This is a genomic window from Gemmatimonadota bacterium (assembly GCA_026706845.1).
Taxonomy (GTDB): Bacteria; Latescibacterota; UBA2968; order UBA2968; family UBA2968; genus VXRD01.
The window spans coordinates 1-25,012 of the sequence record JAPOXY010000074.1 but is presented as its reverse complement, the minus strand read 5'-3'; the positions used below and the strand labels follow the sequence as shown (position 1 = coordinate 25,012).

19 protein-coding genes are annotated in these 25,012 nt (G+C 53.0%); 13 read left to right on the top strand and 6 right to left on the bottom strand.

The window, feature by feature from the left end; translation table 11 throughout:
* The 3 genes from OXG87_07365 to katG all read right to left on the bottom strand — a co-directional run.
* Positions 1 to 1,165 (bottom strand): hypothetical protein (locus tag OXG87_07365; GenBank protein MCY3869362.1); only part of this gene is annotated, 1,165 nt, incomplete at its 3' end.
* Between the two features lie 75 nt (positions 1,166 to 1,240).
* Positions 1,241 to 1,540, bottom strand: coding sequence for a YciI family protein (locus tag OXG87_07360; protein ID MCY3869361.1), 300 nt, complete (start codon positions 1,538 to 1,540; stop codon positions 1,241 to 1,243).
* A gap of 16 nt (positions 1,541 to 1,556) precedes the next feature.
* Positions 1,557 to 3,728, bottom strand: coding sequence for a catalase/peroxidase HPI (katG, locus tag OXG87_07355; GenBank protein ID MCY3869360.1), 2,172 nt, complete (start codon positions 3,726 to 3,728; stop codon positions 1,557 to 1,559).
* A gap of 268 nt (positions 3,729 to 3,996) precedes the next feature.
* On the opposite strand from katG, the gene OXG87_07350 reads away from it, so the two are divergent.
* From OXG87_07350 to OXG87_07295, 12 genes are all read left to right on the top strand, one after another.
* Entirely contained in the window at positions 3,997 to 5,028 is a 1,032-nt protein-coding gene (locus OXG87_07350) for a hemolysin family protein (GenBank protein ID MCY3869359.1), read from the top strand.
* A 75-nt stretch (positions 5,029 to 5,103) separates the two neighbouring features.
* Complete coding sequence (locus OXG87_07345; protein ID MCY3869358.1) at positions 5,104 to 6,261, top strand: hypothetical protein; 1,158 nt, start codon at positions 5,104 to 5,106, stop codon at positions 6,259 to 6,261.
* A gap of 34 nt (positions 6,262 to 6,295) precedes the next feature.
* Positions 6,296 to 7,765, top strand: coding sequence for a sulfatase-like hydrolase/transferase (locus OXG87_07340; GenBank protein MCY3869357.1), 1,470 nt, complete (start codon positions 6,296 to 6,298; stop codon positions 7,763 to 7,765).
* A 20-nt stretch (positions 7,766 to 7,785) separates the two neighbouring features.
* Positions 7,786 to 9,195, top strand: a complete 1,410-nt coding sequence (locus OXG87_07335; protein ID MCY3869356.1) for a sulfatase-like hydrolase/transferase — start codon at positions 7,786 to 7,788, stop codon at positions 9,193 to 9,195.
* Positions 9,196 to 9,276: 81 nt separating this feature from the next.
* Entirely contained in the window at positions 9,277 to 10,521 is a 1,245-nt protein-coding gene (locus tag OXG87_07330) for a neutral/alkaline non-lysosomal ceramidase N-terminal domain-containing protein (protein ID MCY3869355.1), read from the top strand.
* On the top strand, positions 10,514 to 11,800 hold the full coding sequence (locus OXG87_07325; protein MCY3869354.1) for a DegT/DnrJ/EryC1/StrS family aminotransferase: 1,287 nt from the start codon (positions 10,514 to 10,516) through the stop codon (positions 11,798 to 11,800). Before OXG87_07330 ends, OXG87_07325 begins: the two co-directional genes overlap by 8 nt.
* 4 nt (positions 11,801 to 11,804) lie before the next feature.
* Complete coding sequence (locus OXG87_07320) at positions 11,805 to 14,618, top strand: hypothetical protein (GenBank protein MCY3869353.1); 2,814 nt, start codon at positions 11,805 to 11,807, stop codon at positions 14,616 to 14,618.
* A gap of 151 nt (positions 14,619 to 14,769) precedes the next feature.
* Complete coding sequence (locus OXG87_07315; GenBank protein ID MCY3869352.1) at positions 14,770 to 16,245, top strand: sulfatase-like hydrolase/transferase; 1,476 nt, start codon at positions 14,770 to 14,772, stop codon at positions 16,243 to 16,245.
* A gap of 24 nt (positions 16,246 to 16,269) precedes the next feature.
* Positions 16,270 to 17,247 (top strand): phytanoyl-CoA dioxygenase family protein, encoded by a 978-nt coding sequence (locus OXG87_07310; GenBank protein ID MCY3869351.1) that lies wholly within the window; start codon positions 16,270 to 16,272, stop codon positions 17,245 to 17,247.
* Between the two features lie 34 nt (positions 17,248 to 17,281).
* Positions 17,282 to 18,703, top strand: coding sequence for a pyridoxal-dependent decarboxylase (locus OXG87_07305; protein ID MCY3869350.1), 1,422 nt, complete (start codon positions 17,282 to 17,284; stop codon positions 18,701 to 18,703).
* A gap of 62 nt (positions 18,704 to 18,765) precedes the next feature.
* The gene (locus OXG87_07300; protein MCY3869349.1) at positions 18,766 to 19,968 is read left to right on the top strand and encodes a sulfatase-like hydrolase/transferase; all 1,203 of its coding nucleotides are present in this window, start codon (positions 18,766 to 18,768) and stop codon (positions 19,966 to 19,968) included.
* Complete coding sequence (locus tag OXG87_07295) at positions 19,938 to 20,999, top strand: alpha/beta hydrolase (GenBank protein MCY3869348.1); 1,062 nt, start codon at positions 19,938 to 19,940, stop codon at positions 20,997 to 20,999. Before OXG87_07300 ends, OXG87_07295 begins: the two co-directional genes overlap by 31 nt.
* On the opposite strand, the gene OXG87_07290 is transcribed toward OXG87_07295, so the two are convergent.
* The 3 genes from OXG87_07290 to OXG87_07280 form a co-directional block, all read right to left on the bottom strand.
* Positions 20,993 to 22,591 carry a LamG domain-containing protein gene (locus OXG87_07290; protein ID MCY3869347.1) on the bottom strand — a complete coding sequence of 533 codons (1,599 nt, stop codon included), beginning with the start codon at positions 22,589 to 22,591 and terminating at the stop codon, positions 20,993 to 20,995. The genes OXG87_07295 and OXG87_07290 overlap by 7 nt on opposite strands.
* Positions 22,592 to 22,641: 50 nt before the next feature.
* The gene (locus OXG87_07285; GenBank protein ID MCY3869346.1) at positions 22,642 to 23,115 is read right to left on the bottom strand and encodes a hypothetical protein; all 474 of its coding nucleotides are present in this window, start codon (positions 23,113 to 23,115) and stop codon (positions 22,642 to 22,644) included.
* Between the two features lie 115 nt (positions 23,116 to 23,230).
* Positions 23,231 to 23,470 carry an antitoxin family protein gene (locus OXG87_07280; protein ID MCY3869345.1) on the bottom strand — a complete coding sequence of 80 codons (240 nt, stop codon included), beginning with the start codon at positions 23,468 to 23,470 and terminating at the stop codon, positions 23,231 to 23,233.
* 301 nt (positions 23,471 to 23,771) lie between these two features.
* Between OXG87_07280 and OXG87_07275 the strand changes: the two genes are divergently transcribed.
* Positions 23,772 to 24,374, top strand: coding sequence for a class I SAM-dependent methyltransferase (locus tag OXG87_07275; protein ID MCY3869344.1), 603 nt, complete (start codon positions 23,772 to 23,774; stop codon positions 24,372 to 24,374).
* Positions 24,375 to 25,012: the final 638 nt, after the last annotated feature.

The following is a 25,012-nucleotide window of genomic DNA, read 5'->3' as shown; positions in this document are numbered from 1 at the left end:
TCAGCGCTTTGCGATGATCAATCCCGTCCTGCACCACCTCCGTCATCCCACGGACAAAGGTCAGCGCCAGCACGACGGTCAGATAGGCGACGACGACCGGGCTGGGTATCGCCAGTATCATGGCAAGTGCCTTGGGCAGGAACGCCAGCACGATCAGCACGCCTGCGGCAACGATTCCCACGCGGCGGGCCGCGACCCCCGTAAGCTCTACCGTCGGGACGCTGACTCCGATGGTCTGAGTCGGCACGATCCCCGTGATGCCCGATAGCAGTTTGCCGATGCCGTCCGCCGTCACCGCACCCTCCACCGCACGGTAGTCCACGGCCCGAGGCCGGCGCCACGACACGCGCTGGATGGCGACCGCACCAGTAATCGTCTGGATGGCGCCGATGAGGGCCACGAACGCGAAGGCAGGCAGAAGTCCCACAAAGGCAGGACCGAGGTCGAGTCCGATACCCGGCCAGTTGCCCTGTGGCAATCCGATCCACGCAGCCCTGGCAACCAGATCGAGGTCATAGAGTCCCATCGTTCCGCCAATGACCGAACCCGCAATCACCCCGATGAGCGGTGCCCATAAACGCAGCGTTGCCCCCGCCTTCAGAGAGATGCCTCCGATGACCAGGCCCGTCGCTACCGCAGTGAGCGGCGCACTGAGCGCCGTGTCGGGCGGCGCAGCGGCCAGGCGACTGAATACGACCGGCAGCACGGTCGCAGGTATCAGCATGTTCACGGTACCGACGATGGTCGGTGTGAGAAGCCGCCTGAACAGGGCCAGTCGCATCGAAATCACGATCGGGACGAGCGATGATGCGACGACCAGGGTAGCAAGCAACGCTGGACCACCCTCGATGAGGGCGCTGACGCAGACTCCGATATAGGCTCCGGCGGGCCCCATAAAGAGCAGGTATCCCGCTCCGACCCGGCTCAGCCTGACCGCTTGCAGAGCCGTGCAGATGCCACTGACCGCGACCGCGCCGAACACGGTCCAGGACAGGTACGCATCGGTTCCGCCGCTGGCTCTGACGACGATTGTGGGGATAAAGATGATGCTTGTTATGCCGAGGACGACCAGTTGCAGGCCGCTACCCAGAGACACAAGCGCCGGAGGACTTTCATCGGGTTCGTATTGAACGTCAGGAGCGCGTTGCTCGTGACGGTTGCTCATGATACCTCCTTGGCCAGCCTACGCACACCTTGTGATCCTCACACCCAGAGATATTTGGGCGGTGCGGCAACGCTCTCAACCAGGGCGTCCCGTCAACCAGTTCCATGGGCGGATGTGAGACTCGGCAAAGGTGCCCGCCTGAGCATAGGGACTGCCAGCGACAAATGCCTGCGCCACCTCGAGCGAGGGAGCTTCGATCACGAGGACGAAGCCGGTAACGATCTGTTCACTCTCGCTGAGCGTCTGCCCACCATGATGAACGGTCACATCGGGATGTTGGGTGAGATCGTGAAGGTAGGCCGCAAATGCATCCTGCAATTGGAGCCGTTCCTGTCCCATTTCTTCTTTGTGAGTTGCGAAGACTACGAAATACATATAGCACTCTCCTTTATTACGCCAGGTCGAAGCGATCGAGATTCATCACCTTGTCCCACGCATCTACGAAGTCGCGCACGAACACTTCCTGCGCATCGTCGCATCCATAGACTTCCGCGATGGCTCGAAGCTCGGAGTTTGACCCAAGGGCGAGATCCACCCTGGTGCCGGTCCACTTGAGATCACCGGTCTGAGAATCGCGTCCCTCGAACACATCCTGCGATGTAGAGGTCGCGTTCCACTCGGTGTTCAGGTCGAGCAGATTCACGAAAAAGTCATTGGTCAACGTCCCCGGCCGGTCGGTGAAAACGCCGTGTGGGGAACCACCGGTATTCGCATTCAAGACGCGCATGCCGCCAACGAGCACCGCCATCTCGGGAGCGGTGAGCGTTAGCATGTATGCCCGCTCCACCAACAGTTCCTCCGCTGTACCTTCCTGCCCTGCCTGGAGATAGTTGCGGAACCCATCTGCGGTGGGTTCGAGCACGTCGAAGGACTCCGCGTCGGTCCACTCCTCCGTTGCATCCGTACGGCCCGGTGCAAAGGGAACCTGCACGTCATGACCGGCGTTCTGGGCAGCTTGCTCGACGCCTGCGCACCCGGCCAGGACGATCAAGTCAGCGAGAGAGACCTGCTTTCCACCAGTCTGCGAGCTGTTGAACTCCGCCTGGATCTGCTCCAGCGTCTGCAGAACCTCACCGAGCGCCGCAGGATCGTTTACTTCCCAGTCCTTTTGCGGCGCAAGGCGGACGCGCGCACCGTTCGCCCCACCGCGCTTGTCGGTGCCGCGGTAAGATGCCGCCGACGCCCATGCGGTCGAGACCAGTTGGGAAACAGACAGTCCGGAGGCGAGAATCTTCGCCTTGAGGTCGACGACATCCTGCTCCCCGATCAACTCGTGATCCACGTCGGGAACCGGGTCTTGCCACAACAGCGGCTCTTCGGGAACCAGAGGCCCGATATACCGACTGCGGGGCCCCATGTCGCGGTGAAGCAGCTTAAACCACGCCCTGGCGAAAGCGTCTTCAAATTCCGCCGGGTTTTCGAGGAAGCGCTTTGCTATAGTCGCATACTCCGGGGCCTTTCTCAGCGACAGGTCTGTAGTGAGCATTATGGGGGCGTGCTTCTTCGATGGATCGTGCGCGTCTGGCACGGTGGCCACTTCGGATGCATTCGCGGGCGTGTACTGCGATTTACCAGCTGGACTCTTCGTCAATTCCCACTCGTAGTTGTGCAGGTTCTCGAAGAACTCGTTGTCCCACTTCACCGGATTACTGGTCCAGGCGCCTTCCAGGCCGCTGGTAATCGTATCGCCGCCTCTGCCACAGCCGTGGCTGTTTTTCCAGCCGAGGCCCTGCTCCTCTATGCTGGCCCCCTCCGGTTCGGCACCGACATTATCCTCAGCAGCAGCACCATGTGCTTTGCCAAATGTGTGTCCGCCAGCAATAAGCGCAACCGTCTCCTCGTCATTCATCGCCATGCGTTTGAACGTCTGGCGAATGTATTCTGCTGCAGCGACCGGGTCCGGGTTGCCGTTTGGTCCCTCCGGGTTCACATAAATCAAGCCCATGTGATCGGCACCAAGGGGGCCCTGAAGCTCGCCGTCGGCGTCGTGGCGTTGATCGTCGAGCCACGTCGTCTCGGAGCCCCAGTCCGTCTCGTCGGCCTCCCAGACGTCCGGGCGCCCGAAGGCGAACCCAAAGGTTTTGAACCCCATTGACTCCAGAGCGCAATTGCCGGCGAAGATGATCAGGTCTGCCCAGGAGAGATTCCGGCCGTACTTCTGCTTGATCGGCCAGAGCAAGCGGCGTGCCTTGTCCAGATTCCCATTGTCGGGCCAGCTATTGAGGGGCGCAAAGCGTTGATGACCGGAGCCTCCACCACCCCGGCCGTCACTGATGCGATAAGTGCCTGCGGCGTGCCATGTCATGCGGATGAAGAGAGGCCCATAGTGGCCATAGTCGGCTGGCCACCAGTCTTGCGAGGTCGTCATCACCTCTTCGATGTCCTTCTTCAGTTCATCGACGTCAAGCGTCTTAACCGCCTCAGCGTAGTCGAAATCCTTGTCCATTGGATCGGACAGGGGTGAATTCTGGCGGAGACCCTTCAGGTCCAATTGATCTGGCCACCAGTCCTGATTGGAAGTCATTTCGTTCCTCCTGTAAAATGTTTTCTGAGTATGGCGCAACCTTCTATAATTGTTGCAAGCCTGCGGAAAGAAAAATAAATGGGTTCTCTCTTTCCCATGCAAGAGGAATTTGGTTCGGGTAATTCAGCTTCGCATCGTATTGGCTCATGTGACCGATCGCTCTCCTTTCCGATATTCCTCGACATAGAGAAATATCGCTGGAAATGACCGGTATCGGAAACTATATTGTTAAGAGAGCAACCGCGATTCGGACCTTACAGATTATTCTGAAAAAGCCGAATCATTTTAGACAGAGAGGAGTTATCAAATGTTTGAATTGATTTTTTTTGCGAGTTTTGCCGTTTTCTTTTCTTTTATGTGTTCACTTTTTGAAGCGGCATTGTATTCAGTTCCTATTGGTCATATCGAATCGCTGGCAAAAACTGGCAGTGTTTCTGGCCGGTTATTGAAAAAGTTTAGAGAAAATGTGGATGTGCCTATTGCGGGTATCCTATCCCTTAACACAATTGCACATACGGGTGGTGCCGCCCTTGCCGGAGCGGCAGCTGCAGAAGTTCTGGGTGAGCCGTGGTTGCCGCATTTTTCAGTGGTATTTACCCTGGTGATACTTTTATTTTCTGAGATTATTCCAAAGACAATTGGCGTGGTTTATGCCCGGCACCTTGTGTCCTTGATTGCCTATCCCATCCAGGTCTTGATCTGGATACAAGCACCGATTATCTGGCTGTGCCAATTTGTGACGCGGCTAATATCTCATGGTAAAGTTGAACATGTCGTATCTTCAGAGGAACTCATAGCATTGGTAAATATGGGGCGACATGCGGGAACCATTAATGCAGAAGAAGGCAGTGCCATTCAGAATATTCTATTGTTAAAAGAGAAAACAGTTCAGGAAATAATGACACCGCGCACGGTCATTTATTCGCTTCAAGCCCAGCAAAAAGTAAATGAGGTGTTGCAAATTGGTGTTCCATCGTATAGTCGCATTCCCATAGTAGATGAAGATGCCGAAGATGTTGTTGGGATTGTGTACCGTCGGGATATTTTGTCGTCGGCTGCCGAAGGTCGCGAAGATATTCCCATTCAAAGTCTCTCTCGTGGCGCGCACTTTGTGGTGGAAACGCTGACATTGGAACGGGTGTTGCGCATGTTTCTTGAGCGCAGGCAACATCTGTTTGTCGTGATTGATGAATACGGTGGATTGGCTGGTGTGGTGACCCTGGAAGACGTGCTTGAAGAGATAATCGGACGTGAAATTGTGGATGAAACAGATGAGGTTGTTGATCTGCGCGAACTTGCCCGCCGCCGCCGTCGCCAGGCTGTGGAGAACATAGAGTAAATACGCAGAGAATGACCGGTATTGGAAGCTATATTGTCAGGTGTATTTCCCTATTCTAACACGGAGAAACAGCCGATGAAAACAAAATGGTTCATCTTTGTATTTTGCCTTTGCAGTTTTACGGGACTGGCTCTGGCACAACAGAGAACATCGGAGACGGATCCGCGCTTCAAAAGATTCCTGGCGCAGTACCCCAAAGCGGATAAGAATAAGGACGGAATTCTTACAGCAGCGGAATGGCGCGCATATCAGGCCGAAACAATTGGGCCGAACAGCACGCAACCCAACCGGACTGGCGCGCGGATACAAAAGACCCTGATTCACAAACCGGACAAAGCCGAGTTCGCCAAATTCATAGAAATGGGGAAAAACTCGGCGCAACGAGGTCCCCTATCCTTTGAGAAAGGGAATGGACTTCGAATCGTAATGACAGGACATAGCTGGGTTGCACCGGGCCGAAACAAGCTCCTCGAAATTGCCGGGGCGGCGGGATACACGGACCATCGCCAGCGCGTCCACGGAGGGGGCGGATCGACAGGAGCCGCCAATGCAATATGGCTCAAAGAATTCGGCAAATGGAACGAAGACACACCCCCTGCGCCCATTTTGCTGCCCGCGATTGCGACTGGCGAATGGGACGTCATGACCTGGGGTTGCTATTACGATGACCTGCCCGAGTATTACACACAGTGGATCGACTTCTGCCTTGAGAACAATCCCGAAATGAGATTCTATATCCAGGACGGATGGCCACGACATCTCCCCGCTTACAAGGAAAAGCAGCCCGATGAGGTAATGGCCAGCCTGGAGGCCGATCACAAATACCTGCAAAAAACCATCGATGAACTGCTATACACCCGTTTGAAAGAGAAATACCCTGGAAAAGTTCACATGATCCCAGCGGGAGAAGCCGTCATGAAAATGATCCGGTTGTACCATGAAGGGAAACTGCCAGAATTTGACTGCATCGATGAAAATCGGGGACGAGCCGGCAAACGCGGGATCTATCGAGACGGCGGTCACCTATCCAGAACAAGTGGGATTGAGCAACTGGCGGGATATATGTATTTCGGAATGCTTTACCGGAGAAGTCCGGAAACCATCGCCGATTACGTGCCGGAAGGGATTCCCGAACGGGTTGATAGGATTATGCGTCGGGTGGCCTGGGAAGCAATCGTCGAAAGCCCCTATGCCGGCATAGACGATGAAAACCAGGATGGGCTGGCAGATTAGGCCATCAACAGAGGAAAATTGTGAGGACACGAGTATGCAAGAGAAAACGAATATTCTGCTCATTCTAACGGATCAACAGCGCTGGGATCTGCTGGGTTGTTATGGCGCCTCCCAGTGCAGAACACCACATATTGACAGCCTGGCAAGCCGGGGTGTGCGTTTCAACAACGCTTTTCCGCTTATCATCCCATGTGCGCCCGGTCGGGCCGCGTTATTTACAGGTCGGTACGGTCACATTACCGGGGTTGAAACCAACGGTGGGCAGTTGGATCAGTCGCTTCCCAATTTCTCGACAGAGCTACCCCGGGCAGGATACAACCTGGGATATGCGGGAAAATGGCATGTGGATCACCAGAAGAATCCAAGTGATTGGGGATTTCGCTGTAAAAGAGATTTCCCCGGATATGGCTATCCCGCATCCAATATCAATATGCCAGGTATCAAGAGCGGTGCGCGGAAGGATTCCCAGATTGCGAGAAATTATCTGGACTATTTGAACGAGAAGAATCTGGAACCTCCAGAGCTTATAGAAGCGTTTTATGCTCAGGGAAATCCAGGGCAGCGAAATCGGGAATTGCACGGCCTTCACGCCGGAACTATTGAGCACAATTTCGAAGCCCTGGTTGCCTCGGAAACGGTTGAGCTTATGCAGGCGTATGCGCAGGAAGAGGATCCCTTTTTTATCTGGACTAATTTCTGGGGCCCACACAGTCCGTGTATCGTACCGGAACCGTATTACTCAATGTACGACCCGAAGTCAATTCCGGAGGACCCGAGTTTCTACGATACGCTGGAGAATCGTCCCTATGTGCAGACTCTGGTATCTCGTTATTGGGGAATTGATCCCAACAACTGGGACGAATGGGCGGAGATCACGGCGCGCTACTGGGGGTATATGACGATGATCGATGATCTGGTGGGGCGTATGCTTTCTGAGTTGGAAACACTCGGCCTGGCGGAAAACACGCTTGTTGTATTTTCCACCGACCACGGAGACAATATGGGCGCACACAAGCTGTTTGAAAAAGGGCCTTTTTTCGATGAGGAGAGTTTTCGCCTGCCTCTGATTGCAGCGCATCCCGAATGCCGTCAGCCGGGCCGGGAGAACGACGAATTTATCTATCTGCAGGATCTGTTTCCGAGTTTTCTGGAAGCCGCAGGTCTGCACCCCGATATTGTACCCGACACGCAGAGCATTCTTCCACTATTGAAGGGAGAGGATGAACCGACGGGGCGTGACAGCGTGTATTGTCAGTTCAACGGTCAGATTCAGGAGCACAAGTCTCGTATGGTGCGCACCAGGACGCACAAGTTCGCGTTTAATCAATCGGATATTGGAGAGCTCTATGATCTCGAAAACGATCCGCACGAATTGCACAACCTCTACGGTCACGAGACACACAAGGCATTGCAGGAATCGCTGATGCAATGCATGCAAGATCACATGGAACGCGTGAAGGACCCGATGCTCGGTGAGTTCAGGCGGGTGCGATACATTTACTGATTGCTCGATGGAGAATAGTTATGAATGTTGTGATTTTAATGAACGATCAACACGCGCATTCCTTCCTCGGGTGTGCGGGTTATCCGGAGTTGCAGACACCAGCGTATGATCGTTTGGCTCGGGAGGGCATGCGGTTTACGCAGGCAACGTGTGCTGTATCGCCGTGTTTGCCGAGTCGCCATTCGATGTTGCACGGGCGATATGCATTTCAGTCGGGAATTTATTCCAATCGGCATTTATTAAATCCCGTACAAATCCCCGAGTGGACAATGGGAAAGGCGTTTGGACAGGCGGGTTTTGTAACGGGTGCCTTTGGCAAGATGCATACAATACCGTATCAGGCGGCTATTGAACGCGACAACTATTACGGATTTGATCATCGGGCAGGGCCGTTTCACGAGACGGGCGAGCGTATGGACAGCCACTTTGTGGCGGAACATCGAGATTGGGCGGAGACGGGGACGGGCGAGCGGGAAGCGCGTGGGATTGGTCGGGGTGGAGACAATTGTGCGGCGGCATTTAAGGGATTTACGACCAGCTTGAGATTAGAGCAAACGCGCGACTGGTGGATTGGCGGACGGGCTGCTGCCTTTGTAGAGGAAAACAAGGACAATCCGTTTTTCATGATTTGCAGCTTATCAGGGCCTCATGCACCTCATGTAACGCCAGCTAATTTGGCAGATTTATATAACCCTGCCGACGTTGGGTTGCCACCAGAACCGCCGGATAATTTACCCGATAGAGATGCTTATCCCAATTTTGTCGGATTAGAGCGAGAAGAACTACGAGATGCGATTGCAAATTACATGGCTTTTGTCACAGCCTGCGACAGGAGTCATCAGCAAGTGATAGACGCCCTGGACCGCAATGGATTGTACGATGACACGCTGATCATTTTTCTTTCTGACCACGGTGAACTGTTAGGATCGCGAGGGGTAACCGCATTTTCGAAATACAATCTCTACGAACAGGCCATTCGCATTCCATTCATTGTGAAACCGCCAAAGGGATTTCAAACGGGTCTGGTGAGCGATTCACTTGTGAACCTGTTGGACGTACTACCTACAGCATTCGATTTCGCAGGGATGGATATTCCCGTGCATTTACCCGGCATGAGTTTGAAATCGCTGGTTGATGGTCGTGAACGTGAACGCGAGGTGGCGATTACGGAGTTACAGTATCCGCGAGATTTGAACCTGAGCATTCGCACGCAGGAGTGGAAATATATTCATGGACCTTATGGACCAGAGCTTTATCACATTGCTGAAGACCCGTATGAGTTTGTAAATTTGGCAAATGACCCGGCACATTCACCGCGAATTGCAGAACTACAAGCAGGCGCAATCGCTGAGTATCGGTGGGCGTTTGAGCGCGGATCAAAACAGTGGGTGGATTATCCGACACAACCGTGGAATGTGACGACGCTTTAAGTAGCGTTTCAACAGAAGGAAGATGGTTCGAATACAAAACAGTGTGGATTTCCTGAACATTCAAAATAGGATATCTGAGCCTTGGCAGATATAATAAAAATTGGTACAGCACAACGAGACATCACACCATCTACGGGATCGGCTATGGGTGCTTTTCCCGTAAACCGCTCGCCAATGCAACCCCGCATTGCAGAAGGCATCCATGACCCATTATACGTCAAAGCACTGGCACTATCTGACGATACGACCACCATCGTCATTTGCTCGGCAGATCTCCTGAGCTTTCAGTGGATCGACGTCGATGCCATGCGCAATGCTTTTGCCGCACAATCCGATCTTCCGCCCGAAAACCTGATCCTGTGTAGCACCCACAATCACAGTGGCCCAGAATGCATCTACTACTTTGGCGGAAGCCCCGAAGATGATGCGATTGTTCACATAAGAAAGCAGGTTGTCGATGCTGCTGTCGAGTCTCTAACCAATCTTAAACCCGCCACACTCTCAACGGGCGCTGTCAACACCGACCTCGCCTACAACAGACGCCAGATATTGCCCGACGGAAGCTTTAAATCGTTTAACCTCAACCCTGAAAAACTGCCCAACGGCCCTGTTGACCCCGCAGTCACTGTCCTGCGATTCGACACACCCCAGAGCCAACCCATCGCGACCGCAATCCACTTTGCCGCTCATCCCGTCATCATGATGACCGCCAATCGTCTCTTCACCGCCGAATATCCCGGCGCTACCTGTCACCACTTTGAAGCGGGCACATCTGTACCTTTCTCAATATTTTTACAAGGGGCATGTGGCAACATACTTCCGATTCAGGAACCCAGAGATAATTATGATACGGTCGAAAAAATGGGCAAAGCGCTCGCCAGAGAAGCCATCGTTGCCTGGACACAAGCAACGCTAGAAAAAAATCTTTCACTTAAAGTAGAGCGATGGCAAGATACGCTTCCCAACCGATACACAAACGAAAAAACCATCCGAATCGAAATCCCCGCCATCCGCATAAGCGACGACCTATCACTTGTCTTCTGGCAGGGTGAACCCTTCATCGAGCTATCTCTATCCACCCAATCGTCATCCCCCTTTGCGCGCACGATTGTCATGGGCTATTCCCAGGGATCATGTGGCTATGTGCCAAATCGCCGCGCGTATAACTTCGGAGGTTACGGCGTTATCCCCTACCCAAGCGACCCACTCGAATACAACCGCGCCTGCGTTGTTCCCGGCACAGGTGAACGCTGGATTGACGGAACGCAAACCTTACTCACAAAACTGCACGATAATTCATCCCACAAGGAACGCTCCAATGCCTGAACTCGCAATCAACGGTGGTTCAAAAACGGTTAATAGAGACCTGCGCCAACCCTGGCCGGTTCACGATGAACGCGAAGAAAAAGCCGTTGTCGGCGTCCTTCGCAGTCACAAATGGGGGCGCAGTGGCTTTGACTATTACAACCATGGCGACAGCAAACTCTACGCATTTGAACGGGCCTTTGCAGAATTTCACGACAGCAAATACGCCCTTGCTGTCTCCACGGGCACCACAGCACTCGAAACCTGCTTGCGCGCCCTCGGCGTCGAAGCTGGCTGTGAAGTCATTGTCCCTGCGTCAACTTACATCGCATCTGCGTCCTGCGTCATGATTTGCAATGGCATTCCCATCTTTGCCGACATCGACCCGCGCAACTACACCATCGATCCCAAAAGCGTAGAAGCCCTCATCACGCCGCGCACCCGGGCAGTGGTTGCCGTAGATATGGGCGGCATGCCCTGCGATACAGATGCTTTAGGTGACATCTGCCGCAAACACAACATCGGCCTGGTCAGTGACTGTTCTCATGCCCACGGCGGACAATGGAGAGGCAAAGGCGTCGGATCTCAAGCCGACATTGCTGGTTTCTCCTGCATGCCCGGCAAGGTACTTGCCATAGGCGAAGGCGGCGTGGTGATGACCAAAGACGAAAGCCTGTACGAAAAAGCCTTTCGGTATCATCACGCAGGCCGAGACAGAGGCGAAGAAAGTATGAACTTCACCTGGCCTGCCACAACCTTAAGACTGGGCGAATTTGAAGCGGCCATCGGCCTAATCGCACTCACCCGCCTCGAAGAACAGGCAGAAATTCGGTGGAAAAATCTCAAGTATCTCCACAAAGGAATGGAATCTATTCCCGGACTCACCGGCCTCGACATTGACGAGCGCGTCACCCGCTGGAATCCCTATCGCTGGCACTTCAAATTTATCTCCAAAGAATTTGAAGGCATCCACCGCGAACGATTCCGCAAAGCGCTCCAGGCCGAAGGCGTGCCCTGTGGCATAGGCCCGACAAAGCCCCTCTATCAATTTAGCATGTTTGCCAGCGGCAAATGGGGCGAAACAGGCTGTCCAATCCGCTGCCCGTTGTACCAGGCTGATCCCATCGACTACACCAAAGTCTATTGTCCCGAAGCCGAGCGCATTCACGAAACCGAAGCCCTTGATCTCACGCACCGCATTCTTCTCGGACCGCGCGAAAACATGGACCTCATTCTCGAAGCGTTCCAAAAATTGCGGAATAATATTGATGAATTGAATGATGTCTATTTTGAGGATTAAAATAATGCAAAAGAGACCTCTTTCATTCCTCTATTTGATATTCGTCTTGATCATTCTCATACCGGGTCGCCTCGCGGCCTCGGTCGAATACGATGCAGAGATCCCGCAGTTGGCGTTCGCTGCACAGGAATTAAACGAGGCATTAAAAGAGGCGGGAAGGGAAGACTTGCAGGTTACATTGACAATTAAGCCGGATGAAGCGTCACTCGAAGCGTTTCAAATTCGGTCTATTGGACCGACCGAGGTAGAAATTACCGGCACGGATGCAACGGGCGCAATGTATGGCGGTCTCGAAGTAGCCGACCTTTTGCGCCTCGGCCTTCCGATTGAAGATCAGAAACGCGCCCCCTTTGTGAAAAAACGCGGAATTAAATTTAATATCCCATTAGATGCGCGCACCCCGTCCTACGACGACACGGGAGATTCGGCGCAGAACAATATTGAAACGGTCTGGGACTTTGACTTCTGGAAAGCCTATCTCGATGACCTCGCGCGTTATCGCTACAATGTGCTGAGCCTGTGGACAACCCACCCTTTTCCTTCCATTATCAAGCTGGATGACTATCCCGAAGTAGCGCTGGACGACGTCTATCGCATCGGAGTCAATATTTATCCGCACAATAAAAACAAGTGGCGGGATGTGGATTTTGACAAACCGGGCACCCTGAAGCTGGTGAAAAAGATCTCCATCGACGAGAAAATCGCGCATTGGCAGCGGGTGTTCCAATACGCGGAGGATCGCGGGATTGAAATTTATCTGTTTCACTGGAACGTCTTCACTTTCGGCGCAACCGGAAAACACGGCATAACGCAGGATCAGACCAACCCCATCACTGTCGATTATATGCGAAAGAGCGTGCACCAGGCATTGCTGACCTACCCGCAGATTGCGGGGATTGGCGTCACGGCTGGCGAAAACGCGGATAATGAAATCAAAGGCGTGCATTCTATCGAAAACTTTATCTTCAACACCTACGGTCGAGGTGTTATGGACGTACAGGAGCAGCAACCCGATCGCAAGATACGTTTTATTTTTCGCAGACACGTAACAGACCATCACTACGTCACAGATGCCTTTAAAAATTATACGGGTGGCACCCTGGAAACCAGTGTGAAGTATGCGGTCGCGCATATCTATTCGATGAGAAGGCCGCAGGAATGGGAAAGACGCATCGTAAATGATGGATGGCTGGATAATTTCAAAGTCTGGCTCAACTTGCGCAATGACGACATCTTCATGCATCGCTGGGGCGGTCCGGATTTTGTGCGCGAGTTTATTAAAGAGATGCCACACGACCATTCGCCCGGCTTTTATATGGGATCGGACGGCTATGTCTGGGGCCGCGAGTTTATTGCCAGGAATCCAGAGATGTCCGGGCGATTGGAGATTGATAAACACTGGTATCGTTTCCGGCTATGGGGACAGCTATCTTATAATCCGTCACTCAATCGAGACTATTGGGAAACTGTCCTGAAGCATCGTTTTCCCGGTGTAGATACCAGACTACTCTACGATGCGTGGGAGTCAACTTCCGAGATTATCCCCCAACTCAACAGATCCGTATGGTCTGGCACCGATGGAAACTTCGCGCCGGAAGGGTGTATGCAGCGTCAGGGTTTTCTAACCGTGGATGACTACTATTTTGACCGGGACCCGATGCGTGGATCGGGCATTCACTCCGTAACAGAGTGGGCGAAGGCTTTTCTTGCCGGGAAAAAACTCACGGGCATCACACCGCTACAGGTGTCGGATAGCCTGGATAAATATGCGGCGACTGCACTAAAAGCACTCCCAGCATTGCGGGCACAGATGGGTGATAACGTAGAGTTGCAGGAAACGCTGAACGATATTGAAAGCATGGCCTATCTCGGCCGTTATTATGCCGACAAAATGCGCGGTGCAGCTAAATTGGCGGTATTTCGCGAAGATCGCCAGCGGAAGCAGTTTAATGATGAAGCCGTGGCCCATTTCAAGGATGCAGTAGAGGAATGGAAGACCTATGCCTCAATTCTTACACCTCAATACAAAACGCAATTGATGGCCCGGACCCACTTTATGGATTGGAACCGCACTCTGGCGGAAGTGAAAAAAGAGGTCATCACCGTACAGCGGGAAGGGGACTTTCCAAAAGTGCGTTTTACAAACCTGAAGGATGGTGCGCGTTTTCCGGCGGGAACTGATCTCCGGGTGGAAGTAGATGCGACCGATGGGAATGGCATTCGAGAAGTGAAGCTTTATCTCAACGGCCTGATTCTCACTGCTACCAAGCCGCAAGTTTGGAGCAGTTCAAGTGATGAACTCCTGAAAGCACCGAAGTCCGGGATATATCATTTGGAGGCTGTGGCAGAAGACAAAACCGGTATATCCAGTCAGCGTGAAATTCAGATTGCTGTGGGTGATATTTCGGAAAACAGCGTGGCAAACTGGCGAGATGAGATTCATCAAGTAATACTGAATGAAGGTGAAAAATTTATGATCGGAGATGTCCGCGTATTCCCCCGCCTGGAATGTTATTTGAAGATGCATGATAATGGAAAGCTGGTACTTCGTCGAGGTGCTCCTGGCAGGAGTGGAGATGCGATTTGGCGGTCTCGATCAAAGGACCCTGACGGCGGCCTTCATTATGCCGCTTTCGAAAAGGGGCAGTTGGTAACCTATCGCGGTACACCCGACCATCCAGAAGTGGCCCTTTGGAAATCCAGAGAGGTGTCCGACCCGGGCACTTATAAACTCGGAATCACTGTATCCAGGAAACTGGCCGTATTTCGCGAAATTGAAGGAGAAAAAAGAAAAATTGTTTGGAGGAGCAACAACTGATGCCCAACAGGAGGAATATATGATCCTTTTTATAAAACTCATCCTATGGATTGCGATTGTGATTGGGACCTTCGCCGTTCGCAGTCAGGCCGCACAGGCCAAATCCAACACGCAAGCGGGATCTCAGGCACAATCCAGGCCCAACATTGTCATGTTTTATATAGACGACTGGGCATGGAACGGATCACCGGTTGCCATGGATGACACCATGGAGAATTCCCTCATGCCAGTCTTGCAAATGCCGAACATCCAAAAGCTGGCAAATGAGGGAATGAAGTTTCGCAATGCCTATGGAGCGCCGCAATGTGCACCTGCTCGTGTGTGCGTACAGACGGGGCTGTCTGCGCCACACAGTGGTTTCACGGTATATCTGGGATCAAGAGAGCCCTACTACGACACGAAAAGGGAATATCGGCATTTTCCGCTGGTCCCGAACGTGTCCGACCGAGAACTCGACGAAGACGCAGTTACCATTCCCAAAGCTCTCAAACCTCTGGGTTATGTCAGCGCCCACATTGGCAAATGGCACATGAGAGGCGATCCAGAAAAGGCGGGCTACGTATTACACGATGGTGCTACCGATAATAATCCCGGCAATACCCTGAAGTACGGACTGGAGAGGGACGGGCGGACGCCCAGGCGACTACCCAAAGATATGGCCGATCCCAAGTTGATGTTCAGCATTACCGAAAAGGCAATTGGCTTCATGGAAGAACAGGTAGAAAAAAGCAATCCCTTTTATCTCCAGATATCTCATTATGCCATGCATGCGGGTTATGAATGCCTGGATAAAACGCGTGAAAAGTATGTGAATCACCCACTGGTGCAGGAGTGGTATAAGAAAAACAATAAACATCCCGACACAGTCAACCGGGGAGATGATCCCGCAATTTGGTTGGGGATGGGTGAGGACCTGGACGGTCGGATCGGCGCAGTGCTCGACAAGCTCAGGGAACTGGGAATTGAGGATAACACCTATGTCATAGTAGCAGGTGACAACGGCTACCGACACGAAGAAGTCGAAATCATACCCGACTACAAGCAACCGTTACACGCAACAAAGTGGTGGTTGTGGGATGGAGGCATCCGGGTGCCTATGATTGTCAAGGGTCCGGGAGTCAAACCTGGCTCGTTTTTTACCGGCAATGTGATCAACTATGACTTCTTACCCACCTTCGTTGATTGGGCTGGTGGCGACTCGGAAAAATTGCAGAACATCGACGGTGTCAGCCTCGCCGATTACATGGCGGGAAAAGAACCGGACGAGGCCTTTCTAAATCGCTATCTCTATTTTCATTATCCTCATTATCGGAATTCTATGCCACATTCGGTCATTATTTCTGGTTCGTCCAAAGTGATCCATTTTTACGAACGACCAGATATTCCAATGTTGTTCGACCTATCTGGCGACATTGGCGAGGTCACCAATATTGCAAAGCAAAATCCGGAAACACACCAGAAACTCTACGACGAGATGATGCGCTATCTCGAACTGGTCGAGGCGCGATTCCCGAAGGCAAACCCGGATTATGACCCAGAGATTTACAAGAGCGATAGAAAAACCAGAGCGCGTATTCACTGGGGTCCGTTTGAAGGACAGCGCGCTCTGGATGACGATGAAATTTAGACGATTTATGAAAGGAGATCGAAAATGTTGACACCACAACAGTATGAGTCTTATCAACAAGAGGGCTACCTCTTAGTCCCGAATCTGTTCTCGACCAGCCAATTGTCAGCGGTACTTGAGGCCGCGGAACAAAACGCTTATGGAAAGTCTTTTTCCGAGTTCATTGCAGAAATAAAGGCCAATTCTGACCTTGAAAATAAGCTACGCCTGCCCGGAGCAGGTCTCGGGATGGGCGGCCCCAGAGCGGAGTTCTGTGACATTCCAACAGGGGTAGGAGTCATTGACCAGGTCCTGGAACACGATCCTTTTCTGGATGCTCTGGAACAGCTTCTGGATACGCCTGATATACACTACCATCATGGTTACGTCTATATCCGAAACGGCAGAATAGATAGAAAGGCCCCAACAAAGCCGGAAATCGAATTTCACCTGGATTGGGCCAAGCCCTTTATACCCCCTCACCCGGATTGGCAGCGGTATGGCCATATACAAGCCTGGGTCTTTCTGGACGACATCGATGCAGATTGCGCGCCTGTTCGGTTGGTCCCAGGAGTACACGACAAAATGGGCGATATCTTGCGTGTGATTGAGGACGACGGCCTGGGCTTTGGCGACATCCGCAAGGTGCCTCACTCCTACCGCTTTGCCGATATCCGCAAAATTCTTCACGCGCAAGAACCCGTCTCAATCACAGGGAAAGCTGGCAGCGTACTCTTCTACAGTGGACACACGCCACACGCAGCACAACCTTTTGCAGACAAGGATAGGCAACGCGCCGTCATTTTCTTTTCGATAGGACGCAGAGACACCATGCCCTGGACATCGACCGGAAAAAGGGAAGCTGAAGTGATTAGGCGCTTGAAACCCTTTTTGGGCAAAACGACATCAAGGGTTCGCAGTCTCTTCGGCTGGCCGAAACCCGGTGACGCAATGTACACGCCCACCTCCGTCGAACTGATAAAAAACGCATATCCAGAAATGGACGTCAGCGATTACCTTTGAAGAACTGGATTTCTAAAAACCTGGATGTAATGTATTGAAACGAAAAGACTACTATCAATGGGCTGAACGAGCTGCACAGTGGGGTGCCGAATACCTGACCACGCTCGAAGACCGACCCGTTCGGGCGCAGACCGCACCGGGCGAGATCGCTGCGATGCTGCCTCTATCGCCACCGGAAGAGCCTGCAGGCATGGAGACGATTTTCGCCGACTTTGAGCGCATCGTACCCGACGGCATGACGCACTGGCAACACCGGCGCTTTTTTGCGTACTTCAGCGCCAACGCTGCGCCGGTTTCGATGATCGCCGAAAATTTGACGGCGGTCATGGCTGCCCAGTGCATGCTCTGGCAGACTTCACCCGCAGCTACGGAGATTGAAACCCGGATGGTTGACTGGATGCGCCAGGCACTCGGGCTACCAGAAGGGTTCCAGGGCGTTATCCAGGATACGGCAACGTCGGCAAATGTCTGCGCTGTACTGACGATGCGCGAGCGCACACTTGGCTGGCGAGGGATCAATTCCGGAATAGCGGGAGAGAAACAACTCCGGATCTACGCATCGCCAGAGACCCATTCGTCGGTTGACAAGGCGATACGCATCGCCGGTATCGGCCAACGGAATCTGGTCAAAGTCCCGACCGATGGTTCCTGGGCGCTCGACCCGGAGGCGCTCCGCCGGGCAATCAACGCCGACCGCGCCGCGGGTTTCCTTCCGGCCGGTGTCGTCCTCTGTGTTGGAGGCACATCGATTGGCGCGTCCGACCATGTGCGCCAGACCATCGAAGTGGCACGAGAGCACGATCTCTATGTCCACATCGACGCCGCATGGGCCGGTTCCGCGATGATCTGTCCTGAGTTACGGGAGTTGTGGGAGGGCGTCGAGGAAGCCGACAGCATCGCCTTCAACCCCCACAAGTGGCTCGGTGCGCAGTTCGACTGCTCAATCCAGTTTCTCGCGGACCCGGAACCACAGGTTCGCACCCTCGGCATCCGTCCGGATTACCTCCAGACCCTCGGTCAAACCGAGATCACCAATTACAGCGAGTGGACGATCCCACTGGGGCGCCGATTCCGAGCCCTCAAGCTCTGGTTCCTGCTCCGCGCCCACGGCCTCAAAGACCTCCGACAGCGCATCCGGAACCATATTGCCTGGGCTGAAGAGGCCGCCGCCGCGATCGCATTGCTGGACGGCTTTCGCCTGATAACGGACTGCCACCTTTCGCTCTTCACGTTCCAGTACGCCCCCGATGGTGAAAACGCCAACGACGCCACCGAACGCCTGCTCCGCGCGGTCAATGACGACGGCCGAATCTACCTGACGCAGACGATTCATGAAGGACAGTTCGTCATTCGCTTCCAGGTCGGGCAATTCGACTGTCGAAGGGAGGATGTCCTCCTCGCGGTCGATGTACTGCGCGAACTGGCCTATGCGAGCCATCCCGATCCTCAGAACTGATATTACCTCTGTCCTCTTACATAAAATAAGTTTATACTTTTCAATTAATTAAGGAAACATCAATGGAAAAACACCCCAATATCATCTTCATGGTCGCCGACAACCTCGGTCGCGAAGCAGTCGATTATTATGGCGAAGGGATATTCAAAACTCCCAGACTGAACGCGATGGCGAGCGAGGGCGTTGTCTTCGACAACTGCCTGATCGCAACCCCGCTGTGTTCACCAGCGCGTTGTGCCTGGAACACGGGCAGACACCCGTATCGGGTGGGCATCAACTCACAGACACGCCCAGATGATCCGGAATCCGGCCTCTCACTCCGGGAAATCCCTTTGGCTAGACTTTTGCGAAATGCCGGATACACAACAGGGCTGTTTGGAAAATGGAACCTGGGATATGCTCCAACATTCAATCCACTACACCACGGCTTTCATGAATTTTACGGGAGCAACGCAGGCCATGCCGACTACTACACCCACCTTTACAACCGCGACATGAAAAGCCACTTTTTTCGCGGTCTGGAACCCATAGCGGACGAGGGTTACTTCGATACCCTGTTTACGGATGAAGCCATCAAATTTATCAACCGCCAATCCCAAAGGCCCAATCCCTTCTACCTGAATCTCCCCTTTTATGCCCCACACGGCCCCTACCAGGCCCCACCCGGATACTATCACAGCGACGATCCAATGATAAACTACCAGTATATGGTCGAATACCTGGACTTGTGCGTGGAGCGCGTACTGGATGCAGTACACCATGCCGGTATTGCAGAAAATACGCTCATCGTCTTCCTGAGCGACCAGGGAGGCAGCCGGACCAATGGTTATGGTCGAACCCTATGGGAGCGTTCACTCAGGGTCATCTGCAACGCGGTCTGGCCGGGAAAAATCGCTCCAAATACAAAAATCCACACCCCCTGGGTACACTACGATCTCTACGCCACATTCGCCGCTCTCGCCGGTGCAACCGTGCCCGACGACCGCGTCATTGACGCCCAAAACGCGTGGCCTCTTTTCGAAGGCAAAGAGCAACCTCTGGATCGCACCCTGCACTGGACGTATAGAACAGAGGACGCGATCCGTGAAGGCAATCTAAAACTCCACGCCACAGACGGCAAACCAGACGGTCTGTTCGATCTGAGCGTTGATCCCGATGAACAACGCGATCTGCGTGCCACCGCCCCTGAAAAAGTTGAAAAGATGATGGCAGAACACCATATCTGGAAACAAACTTGCGAAGCCCAACAAACATCAAAAGCCTGATCCCCCAAACCATTGGAACGATGAACGCCATGAAACCGTCACAACGAACCAAACAACGCATGACACGCTCAATACTGGTGGTCACTGCCTTTTGCTCCTGCATTTTCTTCGCCCAGGGGCAGGCGCAGCAGGAACGCCTAAAGGGTGCCGTCAAATCCCCGATAGCTAACGTCAAGGTAGATGTATTCGACCGCGTTGAGCACCATGAGACGGATAACGACGGGGTGGCACTCCACTACGTCACCTTGGGCGAAGGCCCCGTTATTCTCTTTGTCCATGGCTTTCCCGATTTTTGGTATACATGGCGCGAACAGATGGCCGCTCTTTCCGACAACTATAAGACCGTCGCTATGGACACACGCGCCTACAACAAGAGCGGCAAGCCCGAAGGCGTGGAACACTACACCATGTCCCATCTCATGTCGGATGTCGAAGCTGTGATCAAGGATCTGGAGGTCGACTCGGTCACCCTCGTTGGTCACGATTGGGGTGGCGCCATTTCGTGGCGGTTCGCCATGTACTATCCGCAACTCGTCAACAAGCTGGTGATCTGCAATCTGACTCACCCGAAGGGCTACGGCACCGTGCTGCGTAACGCGACGGCAGAGCAAAAGAGGAATACGCAATACATTACCGACTTTCAAACGCCTGGATACGAAAAACGGTTCTCGCCCGAGGTGCTTACACGTATTTCGGTGGGTAATGCCTCAGACGAAGTGCGGCAGCGCTACATCAATGCGTTCTCCCAATCCTCGGTCAAGGGCATGCTCGACTACTACCGGGCGGCCTATAGCGGTCTAACTGCGGAGTCTGGCCAGAGCGTGGAGATGCCCAATCTCACCATGCCCGTATTGCAATTCCACGGGTTGAAAGACAAGGCTGTTGACAAAGACGGGTTACGCGACACGTGGAATTGGATCAACAAAGACTACACACTCGTCACCATCCCCAGCAGCGGCCATTGGGTTCAACGAGACGCAGCGGATATGGTCAGTAATACCATGCGCTGGTGGCTGAAGAGCCGTCACTGAAGACGCTGGATTTCCCGTTGTGTGAGGCCCCGGCGATAGATACGGATGTCTCGCAGCGCGCCTTTGAAATAGTCGTGGGTGCCAAAGCCGATTAAGAGGGAACAGTTGGGATTGAGATCGTAGCGTTTTGGATTGAAGCTGTCTGTTGTAGCAACAGGGATTCCATCGACGTACAGGGTCAGAACGCTGCCTTGCTTGACGGCGGCTACGTGTCGCCATCCTTCGGGAAATGTGTGGTCCCAGGTGGCGACTTTTCCGGCTTCGACCGAATAGACATGTCCGGACGGCAGGGTGCCAGCATAGAGGCGGCCCTGATAAACGGCCATGGACCAAACTCGCCGCAGGGGCGCAGACGTGCGGTCCAGAGACTCTAAGAATGTGAACCGATTGCCGTCCATCCGCCAGACGTTGGCCATTGGGAGCGAACCGATATAGACTTTGCCGTTGTAAAGTCCCATAGCCATGATTTCACGTTCGTATCCGACCCGGCCCAGACAGGTCCAGGTCTTGTTGCCGTCATATCGATAGACTTCGCCCTGAGGCCAGGTGCCGACATAGAGCCGGCCCTCAAAAGTGACCGCCGAGTAGGTCTGAGTGGAGGTTTCGGGACAGCCGCAGTCAGCCCATTCGGCGCCGCCTTCATAGCGAAGAACCGGTCCGCCATTGACGAGGGTGTAGAGCCGGTCCCGATAGATGGTGAAACTCATCAGCCGCACGTCTGGACCTATGGGCGTCCAGGTCGTGCCGCCATCATAGACAAAGGCACCCTCGCGATAGAGGCTGGTGGCGTAGAGTCGCCCCTGATAAACTGTGAGGGCGGTGGCGTTGTCGGCTTTGCCCGTATTATGTCCCGTGGTGGGTATTTCTTCTGGTGTCGCGTCTTCGATGCCTGGATGTCCGCAAAAAGTCCATTGGCCGTCGGCATCGACCCGATAGACCTGGCCGCCGGGTGTGGTGTTCAGGGGATCGCCCAGGGCGGAGCCGATGCTATTATACCGGCCAAGAGCGCAGTAGAGCGCGCCTTGAAATTCGACGACGGCGTTGACAGAGTTGCATCCAACTGGATTGCCCAGATCGGTCCAGCGTTTTTCCCCTTCGTAGCGCCACAGGTGGCCGACCTCTTCTTCGCCATTCTCAAAGGTGCCGGCGTACAGGTGTCCCCCCAGTGTTGAAAGTGCAGATATTTTGACCGCCTGACCGGGACGCCCGCAATCGGTCCAGGACCCGAGATGCCCGTTGTCGATGCCAAAGTGGAGGTTGCGGTAATTCGATTGGGCAGTGGAGGTCATTCCGGTATTGGTGAGGACCGAGACCTGCCATCCCTGGCGGGTTTCCGGATCGAATTGGCTGAGAATATCGCCGACCACTTCGGTTTCTTCCGTGTAGATCCATCCAGCGCATGAAAAATCGCCTGTCCCTATAGACAGGTCGCAGGGAACTTCCAGAAAGGTTTCCGCCCCGTTGAATTGGGCGCTTCTTCGTCCACCTGATTCCCCGATTTCAACCCCGTGATTTTGGATGGACAGGCCGCTTTCGGAATGGTCTTTCAGGTCTTCCCGGAATGGCCAGTGGGCGATTAAGTCGCGATCCATGTATTTTACTCCTAAAGTAACTTCTGGGTGGCGATAAGGAATGTCACTGATTACCTGTTCTCCGCGATCCTGGCCAGGAAACGAGACAGCATTTCGGTGGCGATTCCCAATTCCTCCCGCTGGAGCATGGATTCAAGAATCGCGATATCAAGTACATATTGCCCAGCCTGCCACATACACGGCCTGATGCAGACGGGGATGCCACCTCCGCTTCCGTGAGCTTCGTACCAGAGAGCATCCCGAGTCCTGGCTGTTGTGTGAGCAGATAGCTCCCTCAGAATGCCTACACCGATAATCTCAGCCGGGCTTGCAAGGCTAAGTTCTTCGTAGATCTCGTGAGCCCTGATGAACTTTCGAGCCGCTAAGCCCGGATAAGCCGAGGAGGAAGGTTCATCACCGACTCCCCATATCTCCCTGTCTTCTTCCCTCACACACTCCGTGCAATGCGTGCCCTCGTTGAGACATCGCTGCCCGAACTCGGAGTCGATGTACTTCTGAACGAAAGGGTCGCTTACTCGTAGCATGATTCCTCCTCAGTTTGGGCGGTTAAAAGCAGGGCGAAATCTATAATCAAAAATACGTCTCGCGGACCGAATTATCAAATTGATTTTCCGATGTCCAGTTGATAGAATGGGAATGTTAAGCACCCGTTCTATCTCCAAAAAAATCGCGACGGCCGTGTGCAATCTTCTCAATGCCGTCGATGTCGTCATCGGAGAGTCCCTCATAGACCTTTGCAGCTAATTCAAGAAGGTCATCGAAACTTTTTTCAAAAGGAGTTTCTATTTCAATACGAACGTGCTGACCCTCAGATAGTTTAGGAGATTTCAAAGGCTTGAAGACTCCATCTTCATATACGGCATCCATAGTCTGTTTCATCGTGTCTCGCACCTCCCTTCGATTAAAAAATAGCTGAGGACTCTTACGCCAATCATGAAACAAAACGCCAGTAGTCTATCTCTAATAAGATGTAAAAGAATATAGTTGGTTTTCAATTTAGCATCAAGCAATGTTTCTTGTAAAGTATTTATTTTCAATCTTATACACTCGATTGGAAGAAGTGAACAGAAAAAAGAAAAGCGATTTGGCCCGCCATGTTCAACATAGCTACTCTACCGCTCGGGCAACTGAGAAGTACGTACGGAGGGTCAGCGAAGGACTGCGCAGATGGGAACAGGCCATGGTTGACCGATTCTTTCCGGATGTCGGCCGTGCTCTGGTCGTAGGATGTGGCGCTGGACGTGAAGCCTTTGCCCTTGAAAGCCTGGGCTTTCGTGTGAAGGGAATTGACATATCCGATACGCTTGTTTCAGCTGCCCGAAGTATAGCCGCCGAAACCGGTAGCCAGGTCGAGTTTGAAGTTACTGATGGAGCCATATTTTCAGAACCGGATGATTCATATGACATAGTTACTTTATGGAGTCAGGTTCTCGCCAACGTCCCCACTGCGCGAGCTCGCAAGACCCTCGCAAACGAAGCCTTTCGAGTTCTCACCTCTGCCGGACGTATGTCCCTTTCGGTTCACGATGGTGCCTCTACACTCCCCCGTGTTACCGATGATATGAGATACGAGGGAGTTGACCAGAACGCAGGCCTGGAAGAAGGTGACTTAGTTCTCAAGAGTGAGGACGGGGAGGGCCCGGTCTTTTGGCACTATTTTGACGAGGAGGAAGTCCAAAACCTGTACTTAGCGGCCGGGTTCCAGGACATCCACATATTTCGAGCCTCGGATCTGGGCGAATCCTACGACAATGTCTTCTGCACGATAGGCAAGAAACTCTGAAAAGCGATTTCGAAGATATCCGGGTTCGATGTGATTTTTTTGAAAAGAAGCTATGAGATCTGATAAATCACGAGGTTATCTCTCAGGATCGAATTACGTGGTAAAAACGAGGTACTGCGAACAACTGAACGCCTGCTCCTGAGAGAGTTCACCAAACAAGACGTGGACGCCATCGCCGAGTTCAGAAGGGACCCCAGGTATCTGGAATACTACTACCGGCCCGCCTACACCAGAGAGGAATGCGTCCGATTTGTAGATAAGTACATCGCATGGTCCAAAGAAAATCCAAGATGCGAGTTCCAGTTCGCCATCACGGATCGCTCAAATGGGGTATTACTTGGTGACTGCGGAATACGCGCAGAACGCATTGAGGACTGGCGGGGTGACATAGGCTACGAATTGTCCGCGGCGTTTGCAGGGCCAGTGCCATTAATTACACTAATTAGAATAGACTTTCGTCGGCTATCTAATCCAAATTAAATGATCATTTTCTTTCAATGGTCCAATTGGTTTGTGTTCGCAGTCTCTTCATCTTATCTTTCATATAGGATCTAAGGTACACACCAAATCGAGTCAACTTTAAGAGGCTATAATGCTGCGTAATTATCTGGTTGTAGCGGTTCGGAATCTGTTGAAGA